Here is a 22,404-nt window from a genome sequence, read left to right as displayed (position 1 = left end):
CCTGTCTTAACGCTCCTCTATGCCCGCTGTTAACCTCTCCCCTCTCCTGCCACAACGGCACCCTATTCACTTAAGCCAGCAAAGTATCCAGCGGCGCAAAACGCAGCGGCAGGCTGATGCGGTATAATCGCGGCCACTATTTCATGAGAGGAAAAGGCTATGACGGTAAAACTGCGTCCGCTGGAGCGGGAAGATCTGCACTTTGTCCATCAGCTGGATAACAACGCCAGCGTGATGCGTTACTGGTTTGAGGAGCCGTATGAGGCCTTTGTCGAGCTGTCTGATCTCTACAACAAGCACATTCACGATCAGACCGAACGCCGCTTTGTGGTGGAGCACAGCGGGCAGAAAGCAGGATTAGTGGAACTGGTCGAGATTAACCATGTGCACCGCCGCGCCGAGTTTCAGATCATTATCGATCCGGCGCATCAGGGCAAAGGGCTGGCGACGCAGGCGGCTAAGCTGGCGATGGATTACGGCTTTTCGGTGCTGAATCTCTATAAGCTCTACCTGATTGTCGATCAGGAGAACGAAAAAGCGATCCACATCTACACCAAGCTCGGCTTCGAGATTGAAGGCGTGCTTAAACATGAGTTTTTCATTAACGGGGAGTACCGCAACACCATCCGCATGTGCATTTTCCAGCATCAGTATCTGGAACGCCATAAAACGCCAGGCGGAATGGTGAAGCCAACCGCGCAGTAATCAGCCGCGCGCGCCAACCGGGTTCATGAAGGGACGTGGATGTTCCGGCTTGAGGTCGTACATGCCGCCATAGAAAGGATCGACCAGCAGCCAGCCAGGGAATCCACCCAGCGGAATGTTGCCCAGCAGATACCAGAGGTTAGCGCGTGCCTCGATTGGCACTGTGACCGGCACATAGCCCGGACTTTCCAGCATCAGCAGATAGTGCTTTTTGCCGAAGTAGCGGCCGGTAGATTTTGCCAGCTCAACAGTCTGCGGCGTGAAACCCTGCGCAACCGCGTAGCCACGCTCATCCTGCACGGTGAAGCGCGCTCCCTGCGGCAGAGAGTCGATACGCACCATTTGGGTTTCAGTGCCGACAATGGTGGCGCAGCCGCTAAGCAGCAGCGCGGCGGCCAGAGCCAGAATTCGCTGTTTCATGAAGGGGTCCACAGAGTGATCAATGATCAGAGTGTAGACCGCCCTCTCAGACTCAATCGGGCTATCATCGCCCGATTCAGCCAGCTTATTGCGGTTGACAAGCGCGGGCGATAGCCGCGATGTCGTTGGGTGAGGTGCGACAGCAGCCGCCAATGAGCTTCGCGCCCGCCTGCTGCCACTCATCCAGCTTGTCATGCAGCGTGCAGCCCGACGGCGCGGAATGCCAGGTTTTGCTGCCAGCATCGTACTGCTCGCCGGAGTTGGGATAGGCCACCAGCGGCTTGTCGGTCAGCTTCTGCAACTGCTGCAGCGCAGGCGTCACGCTCTCCAGCGCTACGCAGTTGATTCCCAGCGCTACCACCTGCGGCTGCTGATTCAGCCAGCTCACCACCTCTGACAGCGGCGTGCCGTCGCTGATGTGTTCAGCGTCGCGCAGGGTAAACGTAAACCAGGCGCGGCCTTCAGGGAATTCTGCCAGCAGTTTCACCAGCGCCTGCGCTTCCGCAAAGGAAGGCAGGGTTTCGCAGGCCAGCAGATCGGCTCCCGCCGCCAGCAGCGCCTGCACGCGCGGGCGGTGAAACGCCATCATCTCCGCTTCCGGTAACGCATAGTCGCCGCGATATTCCGAACCATCCGCCAGGAAAGCGCCGTAAGGACCCACCGAACCCGCCACCAGCAGCGTTTTCGCGTCGGGCCGCACCGCCAGATAGTCGTGACGGGCGCGTCGCGCCAGCTCCACGCTCTGGGCGATCAACGCCAGTGACTGTGCCTCATCGAGACCACGCGTGGCAAAGCCCTGCGGCGTCGCCTGGTAGCTGGCGGTAATGGCACAACGTGCGCCAGCGACAAAATAGTCATAATGAACCTGATAGATCAGCTCAGGATTTTCCATCAGCACCTTTGCTGACCAGAGCGCATCGGCCAGATGGCAGCCGCGCGCTTCCAGTTCGGTGGCCAGCGCGCCATCCAGAATCAGCAATGGTGACTCTGTTAAAGCCTGCGCGACAGGGTTATGCGACATCATTGGCCTCCTCAGGCTTCGGGGATGATTTGTGGGTCAGATGGTAAGCGGCGTAGCAGAACAGCACAAACGGGATGCCACACCACAGCGCGATACGCTGGGTCGGATCAAACGCCAGACCGACACAGGCCAGCAGGCAGAGCAGAAAACCCAGAATCGGCGTCAGCGGATAGAGTGGCGCACGGTAGCCCAGCTCGGCCAGCGATTTGCCCTGCTGAAGATGTCGGCGACGGAAAACGAAATGCGAGGCGCAGATACTGAGCCAGACCGCGACTACTGCAAAACCGGAGATAGCCGACAGCGCCACAAACACTGTGTCTGGCGCGACCACGCTGGAGACCAGCGCCAGCAAGCCGCCCGCCATGCTGACGGTGATCGCCAGCAGCGGTATGCCGCGCTTATTTACCCGGGCAAAGGCGCGCGGCAGCGTATTTTCATTGGCCAGCGACCAGAGCATACGTCCTGACGCATAAAGGCCGGAGTTGGCTGCTGACAGGATAGCGGTCAGGATTACAAAATTAATAATGTCAGCGGCATAGGGGATGCCAATCTTTTCAAATACCAGCACAAATGGGCTTTTCACGATGCCCGCCTGATCCATGGGAATCAGCGCTGCCAGTACAAATACCGTGCCGATGAAGAAGATGATCAGCCGGGCCACAGTGGTGCGGATCGCCAGGGGCAGTACTTTCTCCGGCTGCTGGGTTTCACCGGCCGCAATTCCGATCAGCTCGGTGCCGGAAAAGGCGAAATTCACCGCCACCATCGTCATCAGAATCGGCAGTACGCCATTGGGCAGCCAGCCGTGCGCGGTCAGATTGCTCAGGCCCGGCGCGGGCGTGCCATCTTTCATCGGGATAAAGCCAAACATCGCTGCGCCGCCCAGCACGATAAAGGCGACGATTGTGACCACCTTAATCAGCGAGAACCAGAATTCCCCTTCAGCGAAGAAGCGGGTTGAGATGACGTTCAGCAGATAGATGGCGCAGCAGAAGACCAGGCACCAGATCCACACCGGAATCTGCGGGAACCAGTACTGCATGCAGAAGCCCGCCGCCGTCAGGCTGGAACCCAGGGCCACTGTCCAGGTGAGCCAGTAGAGCCAGGCCACGGTGTAACCGGTTGCCGGGCTGAGATAACGCGCGGCGTAAACATGAAACGCGCCGGTTTCCGGCATCGCCACGGAGAGTTCACCCAGACAGACCATTACCAGCCAGACCACCAGCGCGCCAATCAGATAGGCAAGCAGCGTTCCTGCCGCCCCGGTAGTTGAAATGATATAGCCAGTGTTAAAAAACAGGCCGGTGCCGATTACGCCGCCCAGCGATAACATCACCAGATGGCGCACTTTCATGGTGCGTTTAAATTGTTCCTGCGAGGGAGTTGGCTGTTCGCTCATCACTTTTATCCGTATGGACGTCTAAACATCTATAGTGGACAATTTTATACGCGTCACAGCCAGTAATTGCAATGGCAGGGGAAACAGGGAGGACGGTCAGGCGGTTCAGTGCCCCGTCGCGGCGGGGCCTGATGCGTTAGCCGAAAACGCTTTGAATATAGCGTTCCAGCGCCATGCGGGAACTGAATCCGTGCGGGATGCCGTAGTGTTCCTGTGAATCACCCGCCAGGTAGAGAGGGAATTGGGTGTAGTGATCGCAGGTCTTCATTTCTGAAGCAGGTTCAGCGAACGGCTGGCTCTTCTCTTTCAGTGTCGGGTGAATGACTAAAGCCATGCGCCCCATGCGCGCTTCACGATTCACATAAACGTAGTTCTCTCCACGGCGATAGCCATAGGCCCGTGGGGTAATTTCATCGACTTCGAAACCCGCTTTTTCCAGTACGCGCGCTACCTCATCCGGTCGTAAATACATGCTCGATCCTCTCCTCTTTCAAAAGCTTCGCAACCTTACATCAGCATGACAGAGTGGGCATTCGGAATTTTCCCTAAAGAACACTCCCGCGTCTCGTTTATCAAAAGGTCGTCTACACTAGTATTACGTTTTTAATTCAAAGGGAGCTAAAAAATGTTTAATCGCACTGTAAAAAACGATGACATTGATATCAATCAGGACGTTAACGAACTGGCCGATTCACTGGAAGCGCTGTTGAAATCTTACGGCAGTGACGCCAAAGACGAAGTAGACTCCGCCCGCAGTCAGGCAGAAAAGCTGCTGAAACAGACCCGTTCAAGACTGAATGGCGGCAGCAACCGTGTGTCACAGGTTGCGCGTGATGCCACTGCGCAGGTTGATACCTATGTCCATGATAAGCCATGGCACGGTGTAGGTATCGGTGCCGCATTCGGTATCGTCGTGGGCGTGCTGCTGGCTTCACGCCGCTAAGCCCCAAAAATAATCCCCTGAGCCCTGCCCCGTGCGGGGCTTTTTTTTGCCCTTTTTCTGATCGCAATATTTTCAAAATTTTTTTTCAGGCTGCAGAGCGCATTGCTACTGGCTTTGCCTGTGTTGCGCAAATACAAATCTTAAAGCCCTATATATGGTGGGCTTGACCTGAAAAACCACTACATCTAGTATTTACCTCATCATCACGACACCCGATGTTCGCCACAATGAAGCCCGCAACCTGCCGCGTCTGCTTTGTTTCCGGGCATCAGAACCGCACGCAGAGGGAAATACGAATCATGCGCATTATTATTTACACTAAAAATAACTGTGTCCAGTGCACGGCGACCAAAAATGCGATGGACCGTCAGGGTCTCGCTTATGAGTTGATCAATCTCGACAGCCAGCCGGACGCGATCGACAGCCTGAAATCACTGGGTTACCGCCAGGTGCCGGTAGTAATGGCAGATAACGATCACTGGAGCGGCTTCCGCCCGGACAGGATCGCCACTCTGCGCTCCCTTTCTGCCGTCGGAGGCTAAGCGTATGTTCCCGCTGGTCTATTTTTCCAGCCAGTCGGAAAACACCCACCGGTTTGTGACGCGCCTCGGCCTGCCCGCCCGGCGCATCCCGCTTGATGCCCGACAGCAACTCCATATCGACCAGCCCTATATTCTGGTGGTGCCCAGTTATGGCGGTGGCAGCAGTCGCGGTGCCGTGCCCGGTCAGGTGATTCAGTTTCTTAATGATGAGGCGAACCGGTGCGGTATTCGTGGCGTGATCGCGGCGGGCAACCGTAACTTCGGTGCCGGTTACTGCCTGGCGGGCAGCATCATTGCAAAAAAATGTCAGGTTCCTTGTCTATACCGCTTCGAGCTGATGGGAACGCCTGACGATATTGCGAAAGTTAAAGCGGGAGTAACCCAATTTTGGCAACAACAGATACCCTCAACGGCGTGACACTCGATTATCACGCCCTTAATGCCATGCTGAACCTCTATGACGCCGAGGGCCGCATCCAGTTCGACAAGGATCGCGAAGCGACACGTCAGTTTTATCTGCAGCATGTGCAACCCAATACCGTCTCCTTCTCCAGCAGTGCCGAGCGTTTACGCTATCTGGTCGCAGAGAGCTATTACGAAGCAGACATACTGAATCAGTACGACTTTGATTTTCTGCTTGAGCTGCATGAGGAAGCGGAGAACCGGGGATTTGAGTTCAAAACCTTTCTGGGTGCCTGGAAGTACTACACCAGCTACACCCTGAAGACCTTTGACGGCAAACGCTATCTGGAAACCTTCGAACAGCGCGCCTGCATGGTAGCACTGACGCTGGCTCAGGGCGATGAAACGCTGGCGCGAGCGCTGCTGGAGGAGATCCTCAGCGGCCGTTTCCAGCCCGCTACGCCGACCTTTCTGAACTGCGGCAAACAGCAGCGCGGTGAGCTGGTCTCCTGCTTCCTGCTGCGCATCGAAGACAATATGGAGTCGATTGGTCGCGCAGTGAACTCGGCATTGCAGCTGTCAAAGCGCGGCGGCGGCGTCGCCTTTTTACTGTCGAACCTCCGGGAGTCTGGCGCGCCGATTAAGCGTATTGAAAATCAGTCGTCGGGCGTTATCCCCGTAATGAAAATGCTGGAAGATGCTTTCTCCTATGCGAATCAGCTTGGTGCGCGTCAGGGCGCCGGCGCAGTCTGGCTTAATGCGCATCATCCCGATATTTTCCGCTTTCTGGATACCAAACGCGAAAATGCCGACGAGAAGATCCGCATCAAAACGCTGTCGCTGGGCGTGGTTATTCCTGATATCACTTTTCAGCTGGCAAAAGAGAACAGACCCATGGCGCTGTTCTCGCCCTATGATGTTGAGCGGATTTACGGTCAGGCCTTTGGCGATATCAGTATCAGCGAGAAGTATGACGAGATGCTGGCGGATGATCGCATCCGTAAAACGTATATTCAGCCACGCGACTTCTTCCAGACGCTGGCCGAGATTCAGTTTGAGTCGGGCTATCCCTATATCATGTATGAGGACAGCGTGAACCGCAGCAACCCGATTGCCGGTCGCATCAATATGAGTAACCTCTGCTCTGAGATTCTGCAGGTGAACAGCGCCAGTGAGTTCCATGATGACCTGAGCTATCGCCGGGTCGGCAAAGATATCTCCTGTAATCTCGGCTCACTGAATATTGCGCACGCCATGGATTCACGCGATCTGGCCCGCACCGTGGAGGTAGCGGTGCGCGCGCTGACGGCGGTATCGATGATGAGCGAGATTGGCTCCGTGCCTTCCGTCGCCGAAGGCAATCGCCGTTCGCATGCCATTGGTCTGGGTCAGATGAATCTGCATGGCTATCTGGCGCGTGAAGGCATCGCCTACGGTTCGCCGGAAGCGCTGGATTTCACCAATCTCTACTTCTATTGCATTACTTACTATGCGCTGCGCACCTCAAATCAGCTGGCGCAGGAGCATCAGCAGACCTTCGACGGCTTTGCGGATTCGCAGTACGCCAGCGGCGTCTACTTCGATAAATATCTGCAGCGGGAATGGCTGCCGCGCACTGAACGCGTTGCGACGCTGTTTGCCGATGCCGGACTGACGCTGCCGACGCAGTCGGACTGGCGGTCGCTGCGTGATGCGGTGATGCAGCACGGGCTGTTTAATCAGAATCTGCAGGCGATCCCGCCGACCGGTTCGATCTCCTATATTAACCATGCGACCTCCAGTATTCATCCGATTGTCTCCCCTATCGAGATCCGCAAAGAGGGCAAAACCGGCCGCGTCTACTATCCCGCGCCGTTTATGACCAATGAGAATCTCCCTCTCTATCAGGATGCGTATCAGATTGGGCCGGAAGCGATTATTGATACCTACGCAGAAGCAACTCAGCACGTCGATCAGGGCCTGTCGCTGACGCTGTTCTTCCGCGATGACGTCACAACCCGTGACATCAATAAAGCGCAGATTTACGCGTGGAAAAAAGGCATCAAAACGCTCTATTACATTCGACTGCGTCAGATGGCGCTTCAGGGCACGGAGGTTCAGGGCTGCGTCTCTTGCTCCCTGTGATAAAAATGATGAAACTTAAACAAATTCAGGCTATTAACTGGAACCGCATTCAGGATGATAAAGATCTTGAGGTGTGGAACCGTCTCACCAGCAACTTCTGGCTGCCGGAGAAGGTGCCGCTTTCTAACGATCTGCCCGGCTGGCAGACGCTGGATAAACAGCAGCAGCAGCTGACTATCCGGGTCTTCACCGGCCTGACGCTGCTCGATACCATCCAGAACGTGATCGGCGCGCCGGGGCTGATGGACGATGCCATTACTCCGCACGAAGAGGCGGTGCTGTCGAATATCAGCTTTATGGAAGCGGTGCATGCCCGTTCTTACAGTTCGATCTTCTCTACACTGTGTAACACGCAGGATGTGGATGCCGCCTATCAGTGGAGCGAAGAGAATGCGCCGCTGCAGAACAAGGCCCGCATTATCCTGGAACATTACCGCGCCGACGATCCGCTGAAGAAGAAGATCGCCAGCGTCTTCCTGGAGTCGTTTCTGTTCTATTCCGGCTTCTGGCTGCCAATGTACTGGTCGAGCCGGGGCAAACTGACCAACACCGCGGACCTGATTCGCCTGATTATTCGCGATGAAGCGGTGCACGGTTACTACATCGGCTACAAATACCAGCAGGCGCTGGCGACCACTGACGATCTGCGTCGCGAAGAGCTGCAGCAGTTTGCCTATGAACTGCTGCTGGCGCTGTATGAGAACGAAGTGGCTTACACCGAGGCGCTCTATGCCGATGTCGGCTGGGTGGAAGAGGTGAAAACCTTCCTGCACTACAACGCCAATAAAGCGCTGATGAATCTGGGCTACGAGGCGCTGTTCCCGGCGGAGTTGACGGCGGTGAATCCGGCCATTCTGTCGGCGCTGTCGCCCAACGCCGACGAAAACCACGACTTCTTCTCCGGTTCAGGCTCCTCCTATGTGATGGGAAAAGCGGTCGAAACCGAAGACGAAGACTGGAATTTCTGATGGTCGGGCAGGTCATTCTGATTGTCAGGATGACCTGCCAAAGCTGCTCCCGTCGCTTTAAACCTCTGCGTTGTCTGTGGGACGTTAAGCCCCTGACCGTTAGTTGCCACAATCCTCTTAGGGCACACCTCCTCTACCGTTGTTTAAACTATTGTTATAACTGGTATGGCCTGTTAATAAACATACGTGTGAAATAGTTTTTTGAGTTATTATTAACCTCAAATGATTATTAGCGACCGATGCTGTTTATGAATGCGACTCGCCAGGGTCTGACGCCTGCTTTAGTGGTCCTGATGTCGGTAGCAACCGGCCTCTGCGTAGCCAGTAACTACTACGTTCAGCCACTGCTCAATACCATCGCCCAACAGTTTGATCTCTCTGTGAGCCTCGCCGGGTTTATTGTCACCACGGCACAACTCGGCTACGCCTGCGGTCTGTTGTTGCTGGTGCCGCTGGGTGATCGCTTTGAACGACGCAGCCTGATTGTGACGATGATCCTGCTGGCTGCTGCGGGCATGGTGATTATCGCCCTTTCGCACTCCTTTGCTTTTTTACTGCTGGGCACGGTGATGACCGGTTTGTTCTCGGTCGCCGCACAAATCCTGGTGCCGCTGGCCGCCACGCTGGCTGAGCCGGAGCGGCGCGGTAAAATCGTCGGTACGGTCATGAGCGGTTTGCTGTTGGGGATTCTGCTGGCACGCACCGTGGCAGGCGGTCTGGCGCAGCTTGGCGGCTGGCGCACGGTGTACTGGACCGCCAGCCTGCTGATGATGGTTATGGCACTGGCGCTGTGGCGATCGCTGCCACGCGTGAAACAGTCCCTGCCTATGAGCTATCCGCAACTGCTGGCCTCTATCTTTCGTCTTTATGCAGGCAATCGGGTGATCCGTACCCGTGCCTTGACTGGCTGCCTCTCATTTGCCAATTTCAGTCTGCTGTGGACCTCAATGGCGTTTCTGCTCTCTGGCGCGCCCTATCACTTCTCAGAAGGCGAGATTGGCTTGCTGGGGCTGGTCGGTGCCGCAGGTGCACTGGCTGCACGTCAGGCGGGTTCGCTGGCTGACATGGGTAAAGCGAAGCTGACGACCCGATTGGGCCTGCTGCTCATGCTGCTGTCGTGGGCCGCTATTGCGTGGGGTGCTGAGCAGCTGGTACCGCTGATCGTCGGCATTCTGCTACTGGATCTGGCGGTGCAGGCCGTCCATATCACGAATCAAAGCGTGATCTATGCGCAGATGCCGGAGGCACGTAATCGTCTTAATGCCGGTTACATGACCAGCTACTTTATGGGCGGTGCGGCTGGCTCGTTACTCTCCGCTACCGCTTACCATCTGTGGGGCTGGTATGGCGTGTGTGGTGCTGGCGCGCTGCTGACGCTGATTAATCTGCTGATCTGGGCAAACGGATCGCGCTTTGAGCCGGAAAAAATCAACTGAACTCTGGCCGGACAGTGCAATGGTCTGGTCACAAATGGTTAGGTTTGTTATGGTTAGTAACAAAGCTATTCACTTCGGTTATTTTTCCTCGCGATATTATTAAATTTGCCCCCCTTTTGAAAACGTCCCGGCTCAGCGCTACTGCCGGACGTAAGGGTTTTTGACCCAGGGCCAGGGAATGGCCTGGAATACCTTTGATGGTACAGAGTGCGAGTCTGTGAGCGATCACCTGCCAAAAAGTGACTACGCTTACCCTGTCACCATAGTTATTATACAAGTTGCAATTAGTGAGGTTTTTTTTAATGGAAAGTTCGTTTACTCCCATTGAGCAGATGCTAAACATCCGTGCCAATCGCCATAAGGATTTTCCGTTACAGGAAATTATTCTGACGCGTCTCTGTATGCATATGCAGGGTAAACTGCTGGACAACCGTAATAAGATGCTGAAAGCACAGGGGATTAATGAAACCCTGTTTATGGCGTTGATTACGCTGGATGCGCAGGAAAATCACAGCATTCAGCCTTCTGAGCTCAGTTCTGCTCTTGGCTCCTCACGCACTAATGCGACGCGCATTGCGGATGAGCTGGAGAAGCGCGGCTGGATCGAGCGTCGCGAAAGCGATCACGACCGTCGTTGCCTGCACCTGCACCTGACTGAAAAAGGGATGGAGTTCCTGCGTCAGTTGCTGCCACCTCAGCATCAGAGCCTGCAGTACCTCTGGTCGTCGCTGTCGGTCGATGAGAAATCCCAGCTGGAAGGCATCACCCGTAAGCTGCTTAATCGTCTTGATAAAATGGATGAAGATCAGCTGATCGCCTCGCTGTCCCGCTAATAGCAATAAGTGCGACACAATCACCTGTCGAAATCGTTATTTTAATTTCCTTTTTATCTGGCCAGCGCTCAGTCGCTGGCTTTTTCGACTCGGGCGCTGGCGGAAATGGATTTCTGCCGCCCGACTAAATGGAAAATGTGGAGAAAGTCATGAGTGCAACGGCAGAAGCACAAAGCCCGCAACCATCAGCCAGCAAAAAGAAGAAGCGCAAAAGTGTGCTCATTGTGCTGGCGCTGATCTTTGTGCTGATTGGTATTGCCTGGGGTGTTTACTGGTTCCTGGTCCTGCGCCATTTTCAGGAAACGGATGACGCCTACGTTGCGGGTAATCAGGTACAGGTGATGGCACAGGTTTCCGGTAGCGTGAATAAAGTCTGGTTTGAAGATACCGATTTCGTCAAAAAAGGCGATGTGCTGGTTTCACTCGATAAGACCGATGCGGAACAGGCGTTTGAAAAAGCGCAAACGGCTCTGGCCACCAGCGTGCGTCAGACGCATCAACTGATGATCAATGGCAAACAGTATCAGGCCAGCATTACGCTGCAGCAGACCGCACTGGCGCAGGCAGAAGCCGACCTGAAACGTCGTGAGCCGCTGGGTGCAGCTAACCTGATTGGTCGTGAAGAGTTGCAGCACGCCCGCGACGCGGTGGCCACCGCCAAAGCGCAGCTGGACGTAGCGATTCAGCAATACAATGCCAATCAGGCAATGATCCTCAACACCTCGCTGGAAAATCAGCCTGCCGTTCAACAGAGCGCGGCTGAGCTGCGTGACGCCTGGCTGGCGCTGCAGCGCACTGAAATCCGCAGCCCGATGGATGGTTTTATTTCCCGTCGCAGCGTGCAGGTCGGTTCGCAAATTTCCACCAGCACCCCGCTGCTGGCGGTCGTCCCTGCCACCAACTTGTGGGTCGATGCCAACTTCAAAGAGACTCAGCTGGCTGGCGTGCGCATTGGTCAGCCTGTCACCGTGGTTGCCGACATCTACGGTGACGACATCGTTTATCATGGCAAAGTGGCAGGACTGGATATGGGCACCGGCAGCGCCTTCTCGCTGCTGCCAGCACAGAATGCCACCGGTAACTGGATCAAAGTGGTTCAGCGCCTGCCCGTTCGTATTGAACTGAATCAGGAAGATATCGCCAGACATCCGTTGCGTATTGGTCTCTCCACGCTGGTAAAAATCGATACCACCAGCAACGAGGGCAGCGCGCTGGCCACCAGCGCCCGTCAGCAGGCCGCTTACAGCAGCAACGCCCTGGCGATTGATCTTGCGCCGGTCAATCAGCTGATCACCGATATCGTCCGCGCCAACGCCGGATGATGACGCGGAGTCTGTAATGGCACAAAAACCGCTTGAAGGAATGCCGCTGGTCCTGATGACCATTGCGCTGTCGCTGGCGACGTTCATGCAGGTTCTGGACTCGACCATCGCCAACGTGGCTATCCCCACGATTGCCGGTAACCTGGGCGCGTCGAACTCGCAGGGCACCTGGGTAATTACCTCGTTTGGCGTCGCCAACGCGATCTCAATTCCCCTGACCGGCTGGCTGGCAAAACGCATCGGTGAAGTAAAGCTGTTCACCTGGTCGACCATTCTGTTTGCTGTCGCCTCCTGGGCGTGCGGCATGTCAGATAGCCTGGAGATGTTGATCTTCTTCCGCGTCATTCAGGGGATCGTCGCGGGTCCTTTGATCCCGCTGTCGCAAAGCCTCCTGCTCAACAACTATCCGCCCGCTAAGCGCAGTGTTGCGCTGTCACTGTGGGCGATGACGGTGATTGTCGCACCAATCTGCGGCCCGATACTGGGTGGCTGGATCAGCGATAACTATCACTGGGGCTGGATCTTCTTTATCAACGTGCCCATTGGTGTGGCCGTGGTGATACTGACGCTGCAAACCCTGCGTGGGCGTGAAACCAAAACCGAAATCCGGCCGATCGATATGGTCGGGCTGGTGCTGCTGGTGGTGGGGATCGGCTGTCTGCAGGTGATGCTGGATCGCGGCAAGGAGCTCGACTGGTTCAACTCGTCCGAGATTATCGTGCTTGGGGTGGTGGCCGTGATTGCGCTATCCGTGCTGCTGGTGTGGGAGCTGACCGACGATCATCCGATCATCGACCTGTCGCTGTTTAAGTCGCGAAACTTCACCATTGGCTGTCTGTCGATCAGTCTGGCTTACATGCTCTACTTCGGCTCGATAGTCCTGTTGCCGCAACTGCTACAGGAGGTTTACGGTTATACCGCAACCTGGGCCGGTCTGGCGTCTGCGCCAGTGGGGATTTTGCCGGTGATTCTGTCGCCCATCATCGGTCGCTTTGCCCATAAGTTAGACATGCGACGGCTGGTCACCTTCAGCTTTATTATGTATGCCGTCTGCTTCTACTGGCGTGCGTATACCTTTGAACCGGGGATGGATTTTGGTGCCTCAGCGTGGCCGCAGTTTATCCAGGGCTTTGCCGTGGCCTGCTTCTTTATGCCGCTGACCACCATTACACTGTCGGGACTGCCGCCAGAGCGTATGGCCGCCGCATCCAGCCTGTCGAACTTTATGCGTACTTTTGCCGGTTCGGTGGGAACGTCGATTACTACCACGATGTGGACTAACCGCGAGTCGATGCATCATAGCTACCTGACGGAGTCGATTACCCCGTACAACGTCAATTCGCAGCAGATGTATAGCCAGCTGGAGAACCTGGGGATGACGCAGCAGCAGGCGTCAGCCTATATCGCACAGCAGATTACCAATCAGGGACTGATTATTTCAGCGAATGAAATCTTCTGGGCGTCGGCAGGCGTGTTCCTTATCCTGCTGGTGCTGATCTGGTTTGCCCGTCCGCCGTTTAGCCCAGGCGGTGGTGGGGGTGGCGCGCACTGATATCACGCAGTTGGATAAACCCGGCAGCAACGGATTAGCTTAACACTGACCCGTACCTGCCAAAAAAAACGGGCCTTTCGGCCCGTTTTTTTATGCGTTCTGACGCCACCATTCGGCGAGCAGTACGCCAGTTGCGACTGAGACGTTGAGACTTTCTACGTTACCAGTGCCGCCAATCGACAGGCTCATGTCACCCTGTTTGAACGCAGTGTCAGAAAGACCTTCACGCTCCTGACCTAACACCAGCACCATTTTCTCCGGCAGCTGAGCCTGCGCCAGCGGCGTGCCCTGATGGCTGGAGGTGGTCACGATGGTGTAACCCGCTTTACGGAACGCTTCCAGACCTTCGCTGAAGGTTGCACCGCTGATAGCCTGCACATGCTCAGCACCGCCTTCTGCAGTGCGCACGGCTGCGCCGGACTCCAGTAGTGAAGCATCGTTTACCAGCAAACCTTTTACGCCAAAGTGCGCGCAGCTGCGCATAATCGCGCCAAGGTTGTGCGGGTTGCTGACATCTTCCAGTGCCAGTACGCAATCTTTGGCCGGTGCCTGGCTCAGCCATTCTGAAACCGCCATACCCATGCGCTTTTTAATCAGGAAACAGACGCCGCCGTGATGCTCAGTGCCTGACGCTTTGGTGATCTCTGCATCTTCTACCACATGATAGGCTTTGCGATTAGCCGCCAGCCAGCGCAGCGATTCACGGAAACGCGGAGTCACTTCCTGAATGAACCAGGCGCGAACAATCGCTTCCGGACGGCTCTGGAACAGTGCCTGACAGGCGTTCTCACCATAGACGCGGGTTTCTTCGTTGCGCTGACGACGAATCTGCTCAGGATCGACAAAGCTCTTGCCGCTGATGCCGCCATGATCGGGCTTATCACTCTCAGGCGATGCTGCACGATCGGCTGATGGCGCACGTGACACAGTGCGCCACGGGGAATCGCTGCTGCCATAGGCACCCCGGCTATCATCGCCACGATCGTTGCGGCGACCTGCGCCATCGTCTGAACGGCGTGGTGCGCCACGTCCGCCTTCGTCACGGCGTGGTGAACTGCTGCGACCGGTGTCGTCGCTGCGACGGCCAGCAGAGCGACCGCCTTCCTGACTGCGTTCAGTTCGGGGGCCAGACGAACGACGATTATCATCCGGGCGGGCAGCAGAGTGACCACCTTTGCCTGTACGAGGATTCGGCGCACGCGCGCTTTTATCGTCCTCGCCACGCACGTACATCACCTTAACCTTGCCGCTCTTGCCTTTAAATTCGTCGTTCATGTCTTCCTCCTGCATTTAGAGCGCGCAGATTACCTGATGTGCTGGCGCTTAGCTATCAACTATTGAACCTATAGATCAATCCAGATTGAGCAAAAATCCGCCCCCTTTCATAATGGACAACTATTACCAGACTGACACTTTTCAACCCCAGAGGTTCCTATGAATACGGTATGCGCTTCCTGTCAGGCAACCAATCGCGTTCCTGAAGAACGCCTTGCCGACGCGGCGAAATGTGGCCGCTGCGGAAATGCGTTGTTTGATGGCGAAGTGGTGAATGCCACCAGCGCTAACTTTGACAAATATCTGCAGGACGATCTGCCGGTGGTGATCGATTTCTGGGCACCCTGGTGCGGTCCCTGCGTCAATTTTGCGCCGGTGTTCAAAGATGTCGCCAGTGAGCGCAGCGGGAAAGTTCGCTTTATTAAAGTAAACACCGAAGCGGAACCGGCCCTGAGCGCCCGTTTCAACATTCGCAGTATTCCGACCATCATGCTGTTTAAGAACGGCGAACGGGTCGACATGCTGAACGGTGCCATGCCCAAAGCGCCGTTTAACGAATGGCTGGATGAATCACTGTAATCTTCAGAGGCCAGCCAGTCTGGCCTTTTCCTTTTCACCTGCGCTTCGATTACACTGACGTTTTTCCTGCCCTGAATACTCATGTCTGATAATGCTGTTTTGCGCTTGCGCACCCAACGCCTGGCCCGTGCCACTCGTCCTTTCCTCGCACGCGGAAATCGGGTCATTCGCTGCCAGGGCTGTCTGCTCCCAGAGGCCAACTGTCTCTGCAGTCAGATCGTGCCGCAGACTGCACATAGCCGCTTCTGCCTGGTAATGTTTGATACCGAACCGATGAAGCCGAGCAATACCGGGCGTCTGATTGCCGATATTCTGCCGGATACCCAGGCTTTTGGCTGGTCACGCACCGAGCCGGATCCGCTGCTGCTGGCGGCCGTGCGCAATCCCGATTTTCAGCCACTGGTCGTCTTTCCGGCCGCCTATGCCGATCCCGGTCGCGAGGTGCTGACAACGCCACCCACCAGCGGCAAACCGCCGCTGTTTATTATGCTGGATGGCACCTGGACTGAAGCACGCAAAATGTTCCGCAAAAGCCCCTGGCTCGATGCCCTGCCGGTGATGTCGCTGGATGTCACCACGCCTTCGCGCTATACGCTGCGCGAAGCGCACGGCGAAGGTCAGCACTGCACCGCTGAAGTCGCTGCGGCGCTGCTGGCACAGGCGGGCGATCGGCGGGCAGCAGAAGCGCTATCTCACCATTTTGATCAGTTCCGTGCGGCCTACCTGGCTGGGAAACCGCATCACGCCGGACAGGCTTAGCCTCAACCCTCTTCTTCTGGCAGGCGAAAGCCTGCTCTGACCGATCCCGGGTTGCGGATGTTCAGCCTGCGATCTGCCCGGAAGCACTGACCGCAAAAAGCGTTTACAATCACGCAAATCCCGATCTCTGGAGGGCGAGATGAGCCAACGCGGACTGGAAGCGCTGTTACGACCTAAATCAATTGCGGTAATTGGTGCCTCGGTAACGCCAGGGCGTGCCGGATACTTTATGATGCGTAACCTGCTGGCGGGCGGTTTTAGCGGGCCAGTATTGCCGGTGACACCAAAATATAAAGCGGTCAGCGGTGTACTGGCCTGGCCCACCATCGGCAGCTTACCTTTTGCACCAGACCTTGCGGTGATCTGCACCCACTCGAAACGTAACCTTGAGTTGCTGCAACAGCTCGGCGAAAAAGGCTGCAAGGCCTGCATTATCCTCTCCGCACCCGCCAGCCAGTCAGCCGAACTCAAAGCCTGCGCCAGCCGGTGGCAGATACGTCTGCTGGGACCGAACAGTCTGGGGCTGCTGGCACCCTGGCAGGGATTGAATGCCAGCTTCTCGCCGGTGCCGATAGAGAAAGGCCGCATTGCGTTTATCTCTCAGTCCGCCGCCGTGTCTAATACCATTCTCGACTGGGCGCAGCAGCGTAACCTCGGTTTCTCCTGGTTTATCGCGCTGGGTGACAGCCTGGATACCGATGTTGATGACCTGCTCGACTTCCTGGCTCGCGACGGGAAAACCAGCGCCATCCTGCTCTATCTTGAACACCTCAGTGACGCACGTCGTTTTGTTTCCGCCTCACGCAGCGCCTCACGTAATAAACCGATACTGGTCATCAAGAGTGGCCGCAGCCGTGAAGCGCAGGCGCTGCTTGGCACCCACAGTGGTCTGGACGCGGCCTGGGATGCGGCCATTCAGCGTGCGGGGTTACTGCGGGTACAGGATACCCATGAGCTGTTCTCCGCCGTGGAGTCACTGAGTCATATGCGGCCGCTGCGGGGCGAGAGGCTGATGATCATCAGCAATGGTGCCGCACCCGCCGCGCTGGCGCTGGATGAGCTCTATGCCCGCAACGGGAAACTGGCGCAACTCAGCGATGAGACGTATCAGCAGCTGGAGGCGTTGTTGCCCGCAGGTGCGGGGCGTGGGAATCCGTTGGATTTAAAAGATGATGCCACCGCCGGGCGCTATGCTGCCTGTGTGGAGATCCTGCTCAACAGCCATGAGCTTGATGCATTAATGATTATTCATGCGCCAAGCGCGGTTGCGCCTGCGACTGAAACGGCCTCGCATCTGATCGACACCATTGCCCGTCACCCGCGCGGTAAGCTGGTGACGTTGCTGACCAACTGGAGTGGCGAGTTCTCTTCCCAGGCTGCGCGTCGTGCCTTTACGCAGGCGGGTATACCGACCTGGCGCACACCCGAAGGTACCGTCACCGCCTTTATGCATCAGGTTGAGTACCGGCGTAACCAGAAGCAGCTGCGTGAAACCCCTGCCCTGCCCGTCACGCTGAATCAGGACAGCGCCCATGCGCACCAGTTGCTGTCACAGGCGCTGGCGCGCGGTATTACCGCGCTGGATACGCACGAAGTGCAGCCGGTGCTGCAAGCTTACGGGCTGGCGACGCTGCCGACCTGGATCGCCAGCGACAGCGCGGCGGCTGTGGCAATTGCCGATCAGATTGGCTATCCGGTTGCGCTGAAATTGCGTTCGCCCGATATCGTCCATAAGTCGGAGGTACAGGGTGTGATGCTCTACCTGCGCAATGCCAGCGAAGTGGAGCATGCCGCAGAGGCCATTTTTGATCGAGTCAGACAGACACTACCGCAGGCACGTATCGAAGGGCTGCTGGTTCAGAGCATGGCCAGCCGTGCGGGCGCGCAGGAACTGCGGGTCGTGGTCGAACAGGATGCCCTTTTTGGCCCGATCATTATGCTGGGCGAAGGTGGCCTTGAATGGCAGGCCGATAAGCAGGCTGCCGTTGCCCTGCCTCCGCTGAACATGACGCTGGCGCGCTATCTGGTAATCCAGGCGATCAAGAGCGGTAAAATCCGCAGCCGCAGCGCCCTGAATCCGCTTGATATCCCCGGTCTGAGTCAGTTGCTGGTGCAGGTATCAAACCTGGTAGTGGATTGCCCGGAAATCCAGCAACTGGATATTCATCCGTTGCTGGCGGCGGGCAATGATTTTACTCTGCTGGATGTGACTCTGACGCTGGCTCCGTTCCATGGCGATAACGAAGCACGACTGGCAATACGTCCCTACCCGCAGCATCTGGAAGAAGAAGTGGAATTAAAAGATGGGCAGTTTTGCCTGTTCCGGCCCATCCTGCCTGAAGATGAACCCTTGCTGCGCGATTTCATCGGTCAGGTGACTAAAGAGGATCTTTACTACCGCTACTTCAGTGAAATCAATGAGTTTACGCATGATGATCTCGCCAATATGACCCAGATCGATTATGACCGTGAGATGGCGATTGTGGCAGTACGTCAGCAGCAGGGACGCCCAGAGATCATCGGCGTCACCCGCGCTATTTCTGATGCGGATAACATTGATGCGGAGTTTTCAGTACTGGTTCGTTCCGACCTGAAAGGGCTAGGCATGGGTCGTCGTCTGCTTGAAAAGATGATTCGTTACACCCGACATCACGGCTTGCAACAATTGAACGGTATCACGATGCCCCATAATCGCGGCATGATTACGCTGGCCCGGAAACTGAATTTTAATGTTGATATTCAACTGGATGACGGTATTGTCAGCCTGAAATTGTCTTTACAGAATGATATCAACTAACCTTGTAGAGAAAGGTAAAAAACGTTCGAATCGACGGAGTTGATGTTATTATTTGTGGTTATAACCCTGATTTGATGGCAAAAGGCCATGCAATGAACAGAGAAGAAGTGCACTGTGATGTTGTCTAAATTTAAACGTAACAAACACCAACAACACCTCGCACAGCTGCCGAAACTGTCACAATCCGTTGCGGATGTGTCGACACTTTATTCGCCTGCCGAATTTCGCCAGACGTTGCTGGAGAAGATTGCGGCCGCGCAGACACGCATCTGTATTGTTGCGCTCTATCTGGAAAATGATGACGCCGGACGTGCCGTTATGGATGCGCTTTATAGTGCGAAGCAGGTGCGGCCGGAGCTGGATATTTCGATTCTGGTTGACTGGCACCGTGCGCAGCGTGGCCGAATTGGCGCAGCACGAGGTGTAACCAATGCCGACTGGTACTGCGAAATGGCAACCCGCTATCCGGATATCGCCATCCCGGTTTATGGTATCCCGGTTAATACCCGTGAAGCGCTGGGGGTACTGCATCTCAAAGGGTTTATCATTGATGATATGCTGCTCTATAGCGGAGCCAGCATCAATGATGTCTACCTGCATCAGCATGATAAGTATCGTTATGACCGCTACCAGGTTATCCGTAATCCCCAACTGACCGATACGATGTATGACTGGATCACACTCAATCTGAAGCCAGCGGAAGCGGTCAACCGGCTCGATTTTGCTGAGCGCCCTTCAAGCCCTGAAATTAAAAATGAGACGCGCCAGTTTCGTCAGGATCTGCGAGGTTTTAATTATCAGTTTGAAGGCAATGCGGGCAACGATGAACTGACGGTTACGCCGCTGGTTGGTCTGGGTAAGCATAGTCTGCTCAATAAAACCATTTTCCACCTGATGCCCTGTGCGGAACAGAAGCTGATTATCTGTACCCCCTATTTCAACATGCCCGCTCTACTGGTGCGTAATATCATTCATCTGCTGCGTCAGGGGAAACAGGTTGAGATCATCGTTGGTGATAAAACAGCTAATGATTTCTATATTGCGCCCGATCAGCCGTTCAAAATCATCGGCGCGCTGCCTTACCTGTATGAAATCAATCTGCGTCGTTTCATGAGTCGTCTGCACTACTACGTTACGACCGATCAGCTGGTCGTGAGACTGTGGAAAGATGGTGAAAACAGTTATCACCTAAAAGGAATGTGGGTTGATGACGAGTGGCAGCTGATTACCGGTAATAACCTCAATCCCCGAGCATGGCGGCTCGATCTGGAAAATGCGGTGCTGATCCACGATCCTCATCAGGAGTTAGCCGCTCAGCGTGAAAAGGAGCTGATGTTGATCCGCCAGAACACGACGATAGTGACGCACTTCCGTGAGCTTGAGAGTATTGCCGATTATCCGGCTAAAGTGCGGAAACTGATTCGCCGTCTGCGCCGGATACGTATCGATCGCCTTATCAGCCGTATTCTTTAATCACTGCCGCTCTATGAGGGTGTCCCTTATACGAATTGTGTTGCCTGCTCTGCTGCTGTGTTGTGGATGTGCCCAAAGGGCAGCGGCTGGCGCTGGAAAGATGTCGCGTGGGGTGCCGCCGGTACTGCCAGCGGCATTGCCCTGTTGAATCGGAGTCAGTCGCCCTGTTAAAGCTTAATACCCTTCCCTCGCTTATGCAGCAACAGCGACACCAGAAATGCCACCGCGCCCATTGCTGAGACATACCAGAAGAAGGAGGTCTCAATCCCCTGCTGCTTCATCAGCAACGCCACATACTCTGCCGACCCACCGAACAGCGCATTCGCTACCGCATACGAGAGCCCTACACCCAGTGCGCGCACCTGTGGTGGAAACATTTCGGCTTTAAGAATGCCGCTGATAGCGGTGTAGAAACTGGTAATCAGCAGTGCCAGCATAATCAACAGGAAAGCGACGCCAGGGCTTTGCACGTTTTGCAGCAGAGTCAGAATCGGTACCGTACAGATCGCTGCGCCTGCGCCAAAGATCATCATCGAAGTGCGACGACCGATTTTATCTGACAGGGCTCCGATAATTGGCTGAATCAGCATAAAGACCAGCAGCACACCGGTCATCAGCCCGCTGGCTGTTTTAGGATCCATACCCGACGTGTTAACCAGATACTTTTGCATGTAGGTGGTGAAAGTGTAAAAACTCAGGGAGCCGCCCGCGGTGAAACCCAGCACCATCAGGAAGGGACGAGTGTGATTGCGCAGTAACCCGATTACGCTTCCTGCGTCGCGGTGTTCACGGCTGGCCTTATCTGACGTTTCTTCCAGAGAGCGTCGCAGCCATAACGCGACAACCGCGAGCAGTGCGCCGAGGAAGAACGGAATGCGCCAGCCCCAGCTGCGCAGCTCTGCATCAGTGAGCAGAAATTGCAGGACCACCACAGTCAGTACCGCCGCTAACTGGCCACCAATCAGTGTGACATACTGGAATGAGGCGTAGAACCCTTTACGTCCTTCCAGAGCTACTTCGCTCATATAGGTTGCGCTGGTCCCATATTCCCCGCCCACCGATAATCCCTGAAACATACGTGCCAGCAGCAGAATAATGGGAGCCGCCACACCGATGGTTGCATAACCGGGCAGGCAGGCGATCACCAGCGAACCAAAGCACATCATACAGACCGAAACCAGCATCGAATTTTTTCGGCCATGTTTGTCGCCGATATAGCCGAACAGCCAGCCGCCAATCGGACGCATCAGAAATCCTGCCGCAAATACACCTGCCGTCTGTAACAACTGCGTGGTGGTGTCGCCCTGCGGGAAGAAAATGTGTGCAAAGTAGAGCGAGAAAAATGAATAGACGTAGAAGTCAAACCACTCAACCAGGTTGCCCGAGGACGCGCCGACGATAGCCCAGATGCGTTTCTTTGTATCATCTGTTTGAGTTTTATTATTGGGTGTCATGCCTTACCTCTGCCCCTTGCCGATAAAGAGCGTTTAAAAGAGTGAGTAAAGCATTTAAGTCTACCAGAGGTAAAGGTGGGGTATTCCGGAATGATTATTGTGAACCATGTCGCTAATTATCGATAAATCAGCGGGTTGCTGGTGATTATCAGAGAAAACATGAGGTAACAGGGGCTACCTGAAACGGGCTTAAAGATCCCTATTCCAGCTTAAACTGACAGATTTCAGACGTAAAAAAGCCCCGCACTTCCGTGCGGGGCTTCTTCACTTATATAATGCCTGGCAGTTCCCTACTCTCGCATGGGGAGACCCCACACTACCATCGGCGCTACGGCGTTTCACTTCTGAGTTCGGCATGGGGTCAGGTGGGACCACCGCGCTAAAGCCGCCAGGCAAATTC

20 protein-coding genes and 1 rRNA gene are annotated in these 22,404 nt (G+C 55.5%); 14 read left to right on the top strand and 7 right to left on the bottom strand.

What is annotated here, in order from left to right:
* Positions 1–159 precede the first annotated feature (159 nt).
* A complete protein-coding gene (speG, locus tag HZZ01_RS00105) occupies positions 160–705 on the top strand; it encodes a spermidine N1-acetyltransferase (protein WP_003850356.1) in 546 nt (181 codons plus the stop codon).
* On the opposite strand, the gene HZZ01_RS00100 is transcribed toward speG, so the two are convergent.
* The 4 genes from HZZ01_RS00100 to HZZ01_RS00085 all read right to left on the bottom strand — a co-directional run bounded on the left by HZZ01_RS00100 (position 706) and on the right by HZZ01_RS00085 (position 4,017).
* Positions 706–1,125, bottom strand: coding sequence for a hypothetical protein (locus tag HZZ01_RS00100; protein WP_003850357.1), 420 nt, complete (start codon positions 1,123–1,125; stop codon positions 706–708).
* 85 nt (positions 1,126–1,210) lie between these two features.
* The gene (gene mmuM / locus HZZ01_RS00095) at positions 1,211–2,146 is read right to left on the bottom strand and encodes a homocysteine S-methyltransferase (protein ID WP_179896994.1); all 936 of its coding nucleotides are present in this window, start codon (positions 2,144–2,146) and stop codon (positions 1,211–1,213) included.
* Positions 2,136–3,545: an S-methylmethionine permease gene (gene mmuP / locus HZZ01_RS00090; RefSeq protein ID WP_179894986.1), complete on the bottom strand. Its 1,410-nt coding sequence runs from the start codon at positions 3,543–3,545 to the stop codon at positions 2,136–2,138. Before mmuP ends, mmuM begins: the two co-directional genes overlap by 11 nt.
* A 136-nt stretch (positions 3,546–3,681) precedes the next feature.
* Positions 3,682–4,017: a DUF2002 family protein gene (locus HZZ01_RS00085; RefSeq protein ID WP_003850360.1), complete on the bottom strand. Its 336-nt coding sequence runs from the start codon at positions 4,015–4,017 to the stop codon at positions 3,682–3,684.
* A 153-nt stretch (positions 4,018–4,170) separates the two neighbouring features.
* Here HZZ01_RS00085 and HZZ01_RS00080 point away from each other — a divergent pair, with 153 nt between their 5' ends.
* The 9 genes from HZZ01_RS00080 (at position 4,171) to emrB (ending at position 13,667) form a co-directional block, all read left to right on the top strand.
* A complete protein-coding gene (locus HZZ01_RS00080; RefSeq protein ID WP_136197493.1) occupies positions 4,171–4,488 on the top strand; it encodes a DUF883 family protein in 318 nt (105 codons plus the stop codon).
* 299 nt (positions 4,489–4,787) lie between these two features.
* Positions 4,788–5,030, top strand: a complete 243-nt coding sequence (locus tag HZZ01_RS00075) for a redoxin NrdH (RefSeq protein WP_179894985.1) — start codon at positions 4,788–4,790, stop codon at positions 5,028–5,030.
* A 4-nt stretch (positions 5,031–5,034) separates the two neighbouring features.
* Entirely contained in the window at positions 5,035–5,448 is a 414-nt protein-coding gene (nrdI, locus tag HZZ01_RS00070) for a class Ib ribonucleoside-diphosphate reductase assembly flavoprotein NrdI (protein ID WP_179894984.1), read from the top strand.
* Entirely contained in the window at positions 5,418–7,556 is a 2,139-nt protein-coding gene (nrdE, locus tag HZZ01_RS00065) for a class 1b ribonucleoside-diphosphate reductase subunit alpha (protein ID WP_179894983.1), read from the top strand. The genes nrdI and nrdE overlap by 31 nt, the downstream gene beginning before the upstream one ends.
* 8 nt (positions 7,557–7,564) lie before the next feature.
* Entirely contained in the window at positions 7,565–8,524 is a 960-nt protein-coding gene (gene nrdF, locus HZZ01_RS00060; protein WP_179896992.1) for a class 1b ribonucleoside-diphosphate reductase subunit beta, read from the top strand.
* Positions 8,525–8,772: 248 nt separating this feature from the next.
* The gene (locus tag HZZ01_RS00055; RefSeq protein WP_179894982.1) at positions 8,773–9,960 is read left to right on the top strand and encodes an MFS transporter; all 1,188 of its coding nucleotides are present in this window, start codon (positions 8,773–8,775) and stop codon (positions 9,958–9,960) included.
* Between the two features lie 302 nt (positions 9,961–10,262).
* Positions 10,263–10,793 (top strand): transcriptional repressor MprA, encoded by a 531-nt coding sequence (gene mprA / locus HZZ01_RS00050; RefSeq protein ID WP_061063194.1) that lies wholly within the window; start codon positions 10,263–10,265, stop codon positions 10,791–10,793.
* Positions 10,794–10,942: 149 nt separating this feature from the next.
* The gene (gene emrA / locus HZZ01_RS00045; RefSeq protein ID WP_179894981.1) at positions 10,943–12,115 is read left to right on the top strand and encodes a multidrug efflux MFS transporter periplasmic adaptor subunit EmrA; all 1,173 of its coding nucleotides are present in this window, start codon (positions 10,943–10,945) and stop codon (positions 12,113–12,115) included.
* A 16-nt stretch (positions 12,116–12,131) separates the two neighbouring features.
* The gene (gene emrB / locus HZZ01_RS00040) at positions 12,132–13,667 is read left to right on the top strand and encodes a multidrug efflux MFS transporter permease subunit EmrB (RefSeq protein WP_179894980.1); all 1,536 of its coding nucleotides are present in this window, start codon (positions 12,132–12,134) and stop codon (positions 13,665–13,667) included.
* Between the two features lie 90 nt (positions 13,668–13,757).
* Here the strand turns inward: emrB and HZZ01_RS00035 are convergent, their stop codons facing one another.
* A complete protein-coding gene (locus tag HZZ01_RS00035; protein WP_179894979.1) occupies positions 13,758–14,942 on the bottom strand; it encodes a tRNA/rRNA methyltransferase in 1,185 nt (394 codons plus the stop codon).
* Positions 14,943–15,101: 159 nt separating this feature from the next.
* Between HZZ01_RS00035 and trxC the strand changes: the two genes are divergently transcribed.
* The 4 genes from trxC (at position 15,102) to pssA (ending at position 20,550) form a co-directional block, all read left to right on the top strand.
* A complete protein-coding gene (gene trxC, locus HZZ01_RS00030) occupies positions 15,102–15,521 on the top strand; it encodes a thioredoxin TrxC (protein WP_008926766.1) in 420 nt (139 codons plus the stop codon).
* Positions 15,522–15,602: 81 nt separating this feature from the next.
* The gene (locus HZZ01_RS00025) at positions 15,603–16,280 is read left to right on the top strand and encodes a tRNA-uridine aminocarboxypropyltransferase (protein ID WP_179894978.1); all 678 of its coding nucleotides are present in this window, start codon (positions 15,603–15,605) and stop codon (positions 16,278–16,280) included.
* A gap of 139 nt (positions 16,281–16,419) precedes the next feature.
* Entirely contained in the window at positions 16,420–19,077 is a 2,658-nt protein-coding gene (locus HZZ01_RS00020) for a bifunctional acetate--CoA ligase family protein/GNAT family N-acetyltransferase (protein WP_179894977.1), read from the top strand.
* A gap of 117 nt (positions 19,078–19,194) precedes the next feature.
* Positions 19,195–20,550 carry a CDP-diacylglycerol--serine O-phosphatidyltransferase gene (gene pssA / locus HZZ01_RS00015; RefSeq protein ID WP_179894976.1) on the top strand — a complete coding sequence of 452 codons (1,356 nt, stop codon included), beginning with the start codon at positions 19,195–19,197 and terminating at the stop codon, positions 20,548–20,550.
* 167 nt (positions 20,551–20,717) lie between these two features.
* Here the strand turns inward: pssA and HZZ01_RS00010 are convergent, their stop codons facing one another.
* Positions 20,718–22,004 (bottom strand): MFS family transporter, encoded by a 1,287-nt coding sequence (locus HZZ01_RS00010; RefSeq protein ID WP_179894975.1) that lies wholly within the window; start codon positions 22,002–22,004, stop codon positions 20,718–20,720.
* 277 nt (positions 22,005–22,281) lie between these two features.
* Positions 22,282–22,397 (bottom strand): 5S ribosomal RNA (rrf, locus tag HZZ01_RS00005).
* Positions 22,398–22,404: the final 7 nt, after the last annotated feature.

It is taken from the genome of Pantoea sp. WMus005 (assembly GCF_013415305.1).
Lineage (GTDB): Bacteria > Pseudomonadota > Gammaproteobacteria > Enterobacterales > Enterobacteriaceae > Pantoea > Pantoea rara.
Note: the sequence above shows the minus strand (reverse complement) of the source record. Positions and strands in the feature narration are given on the sequence as shown.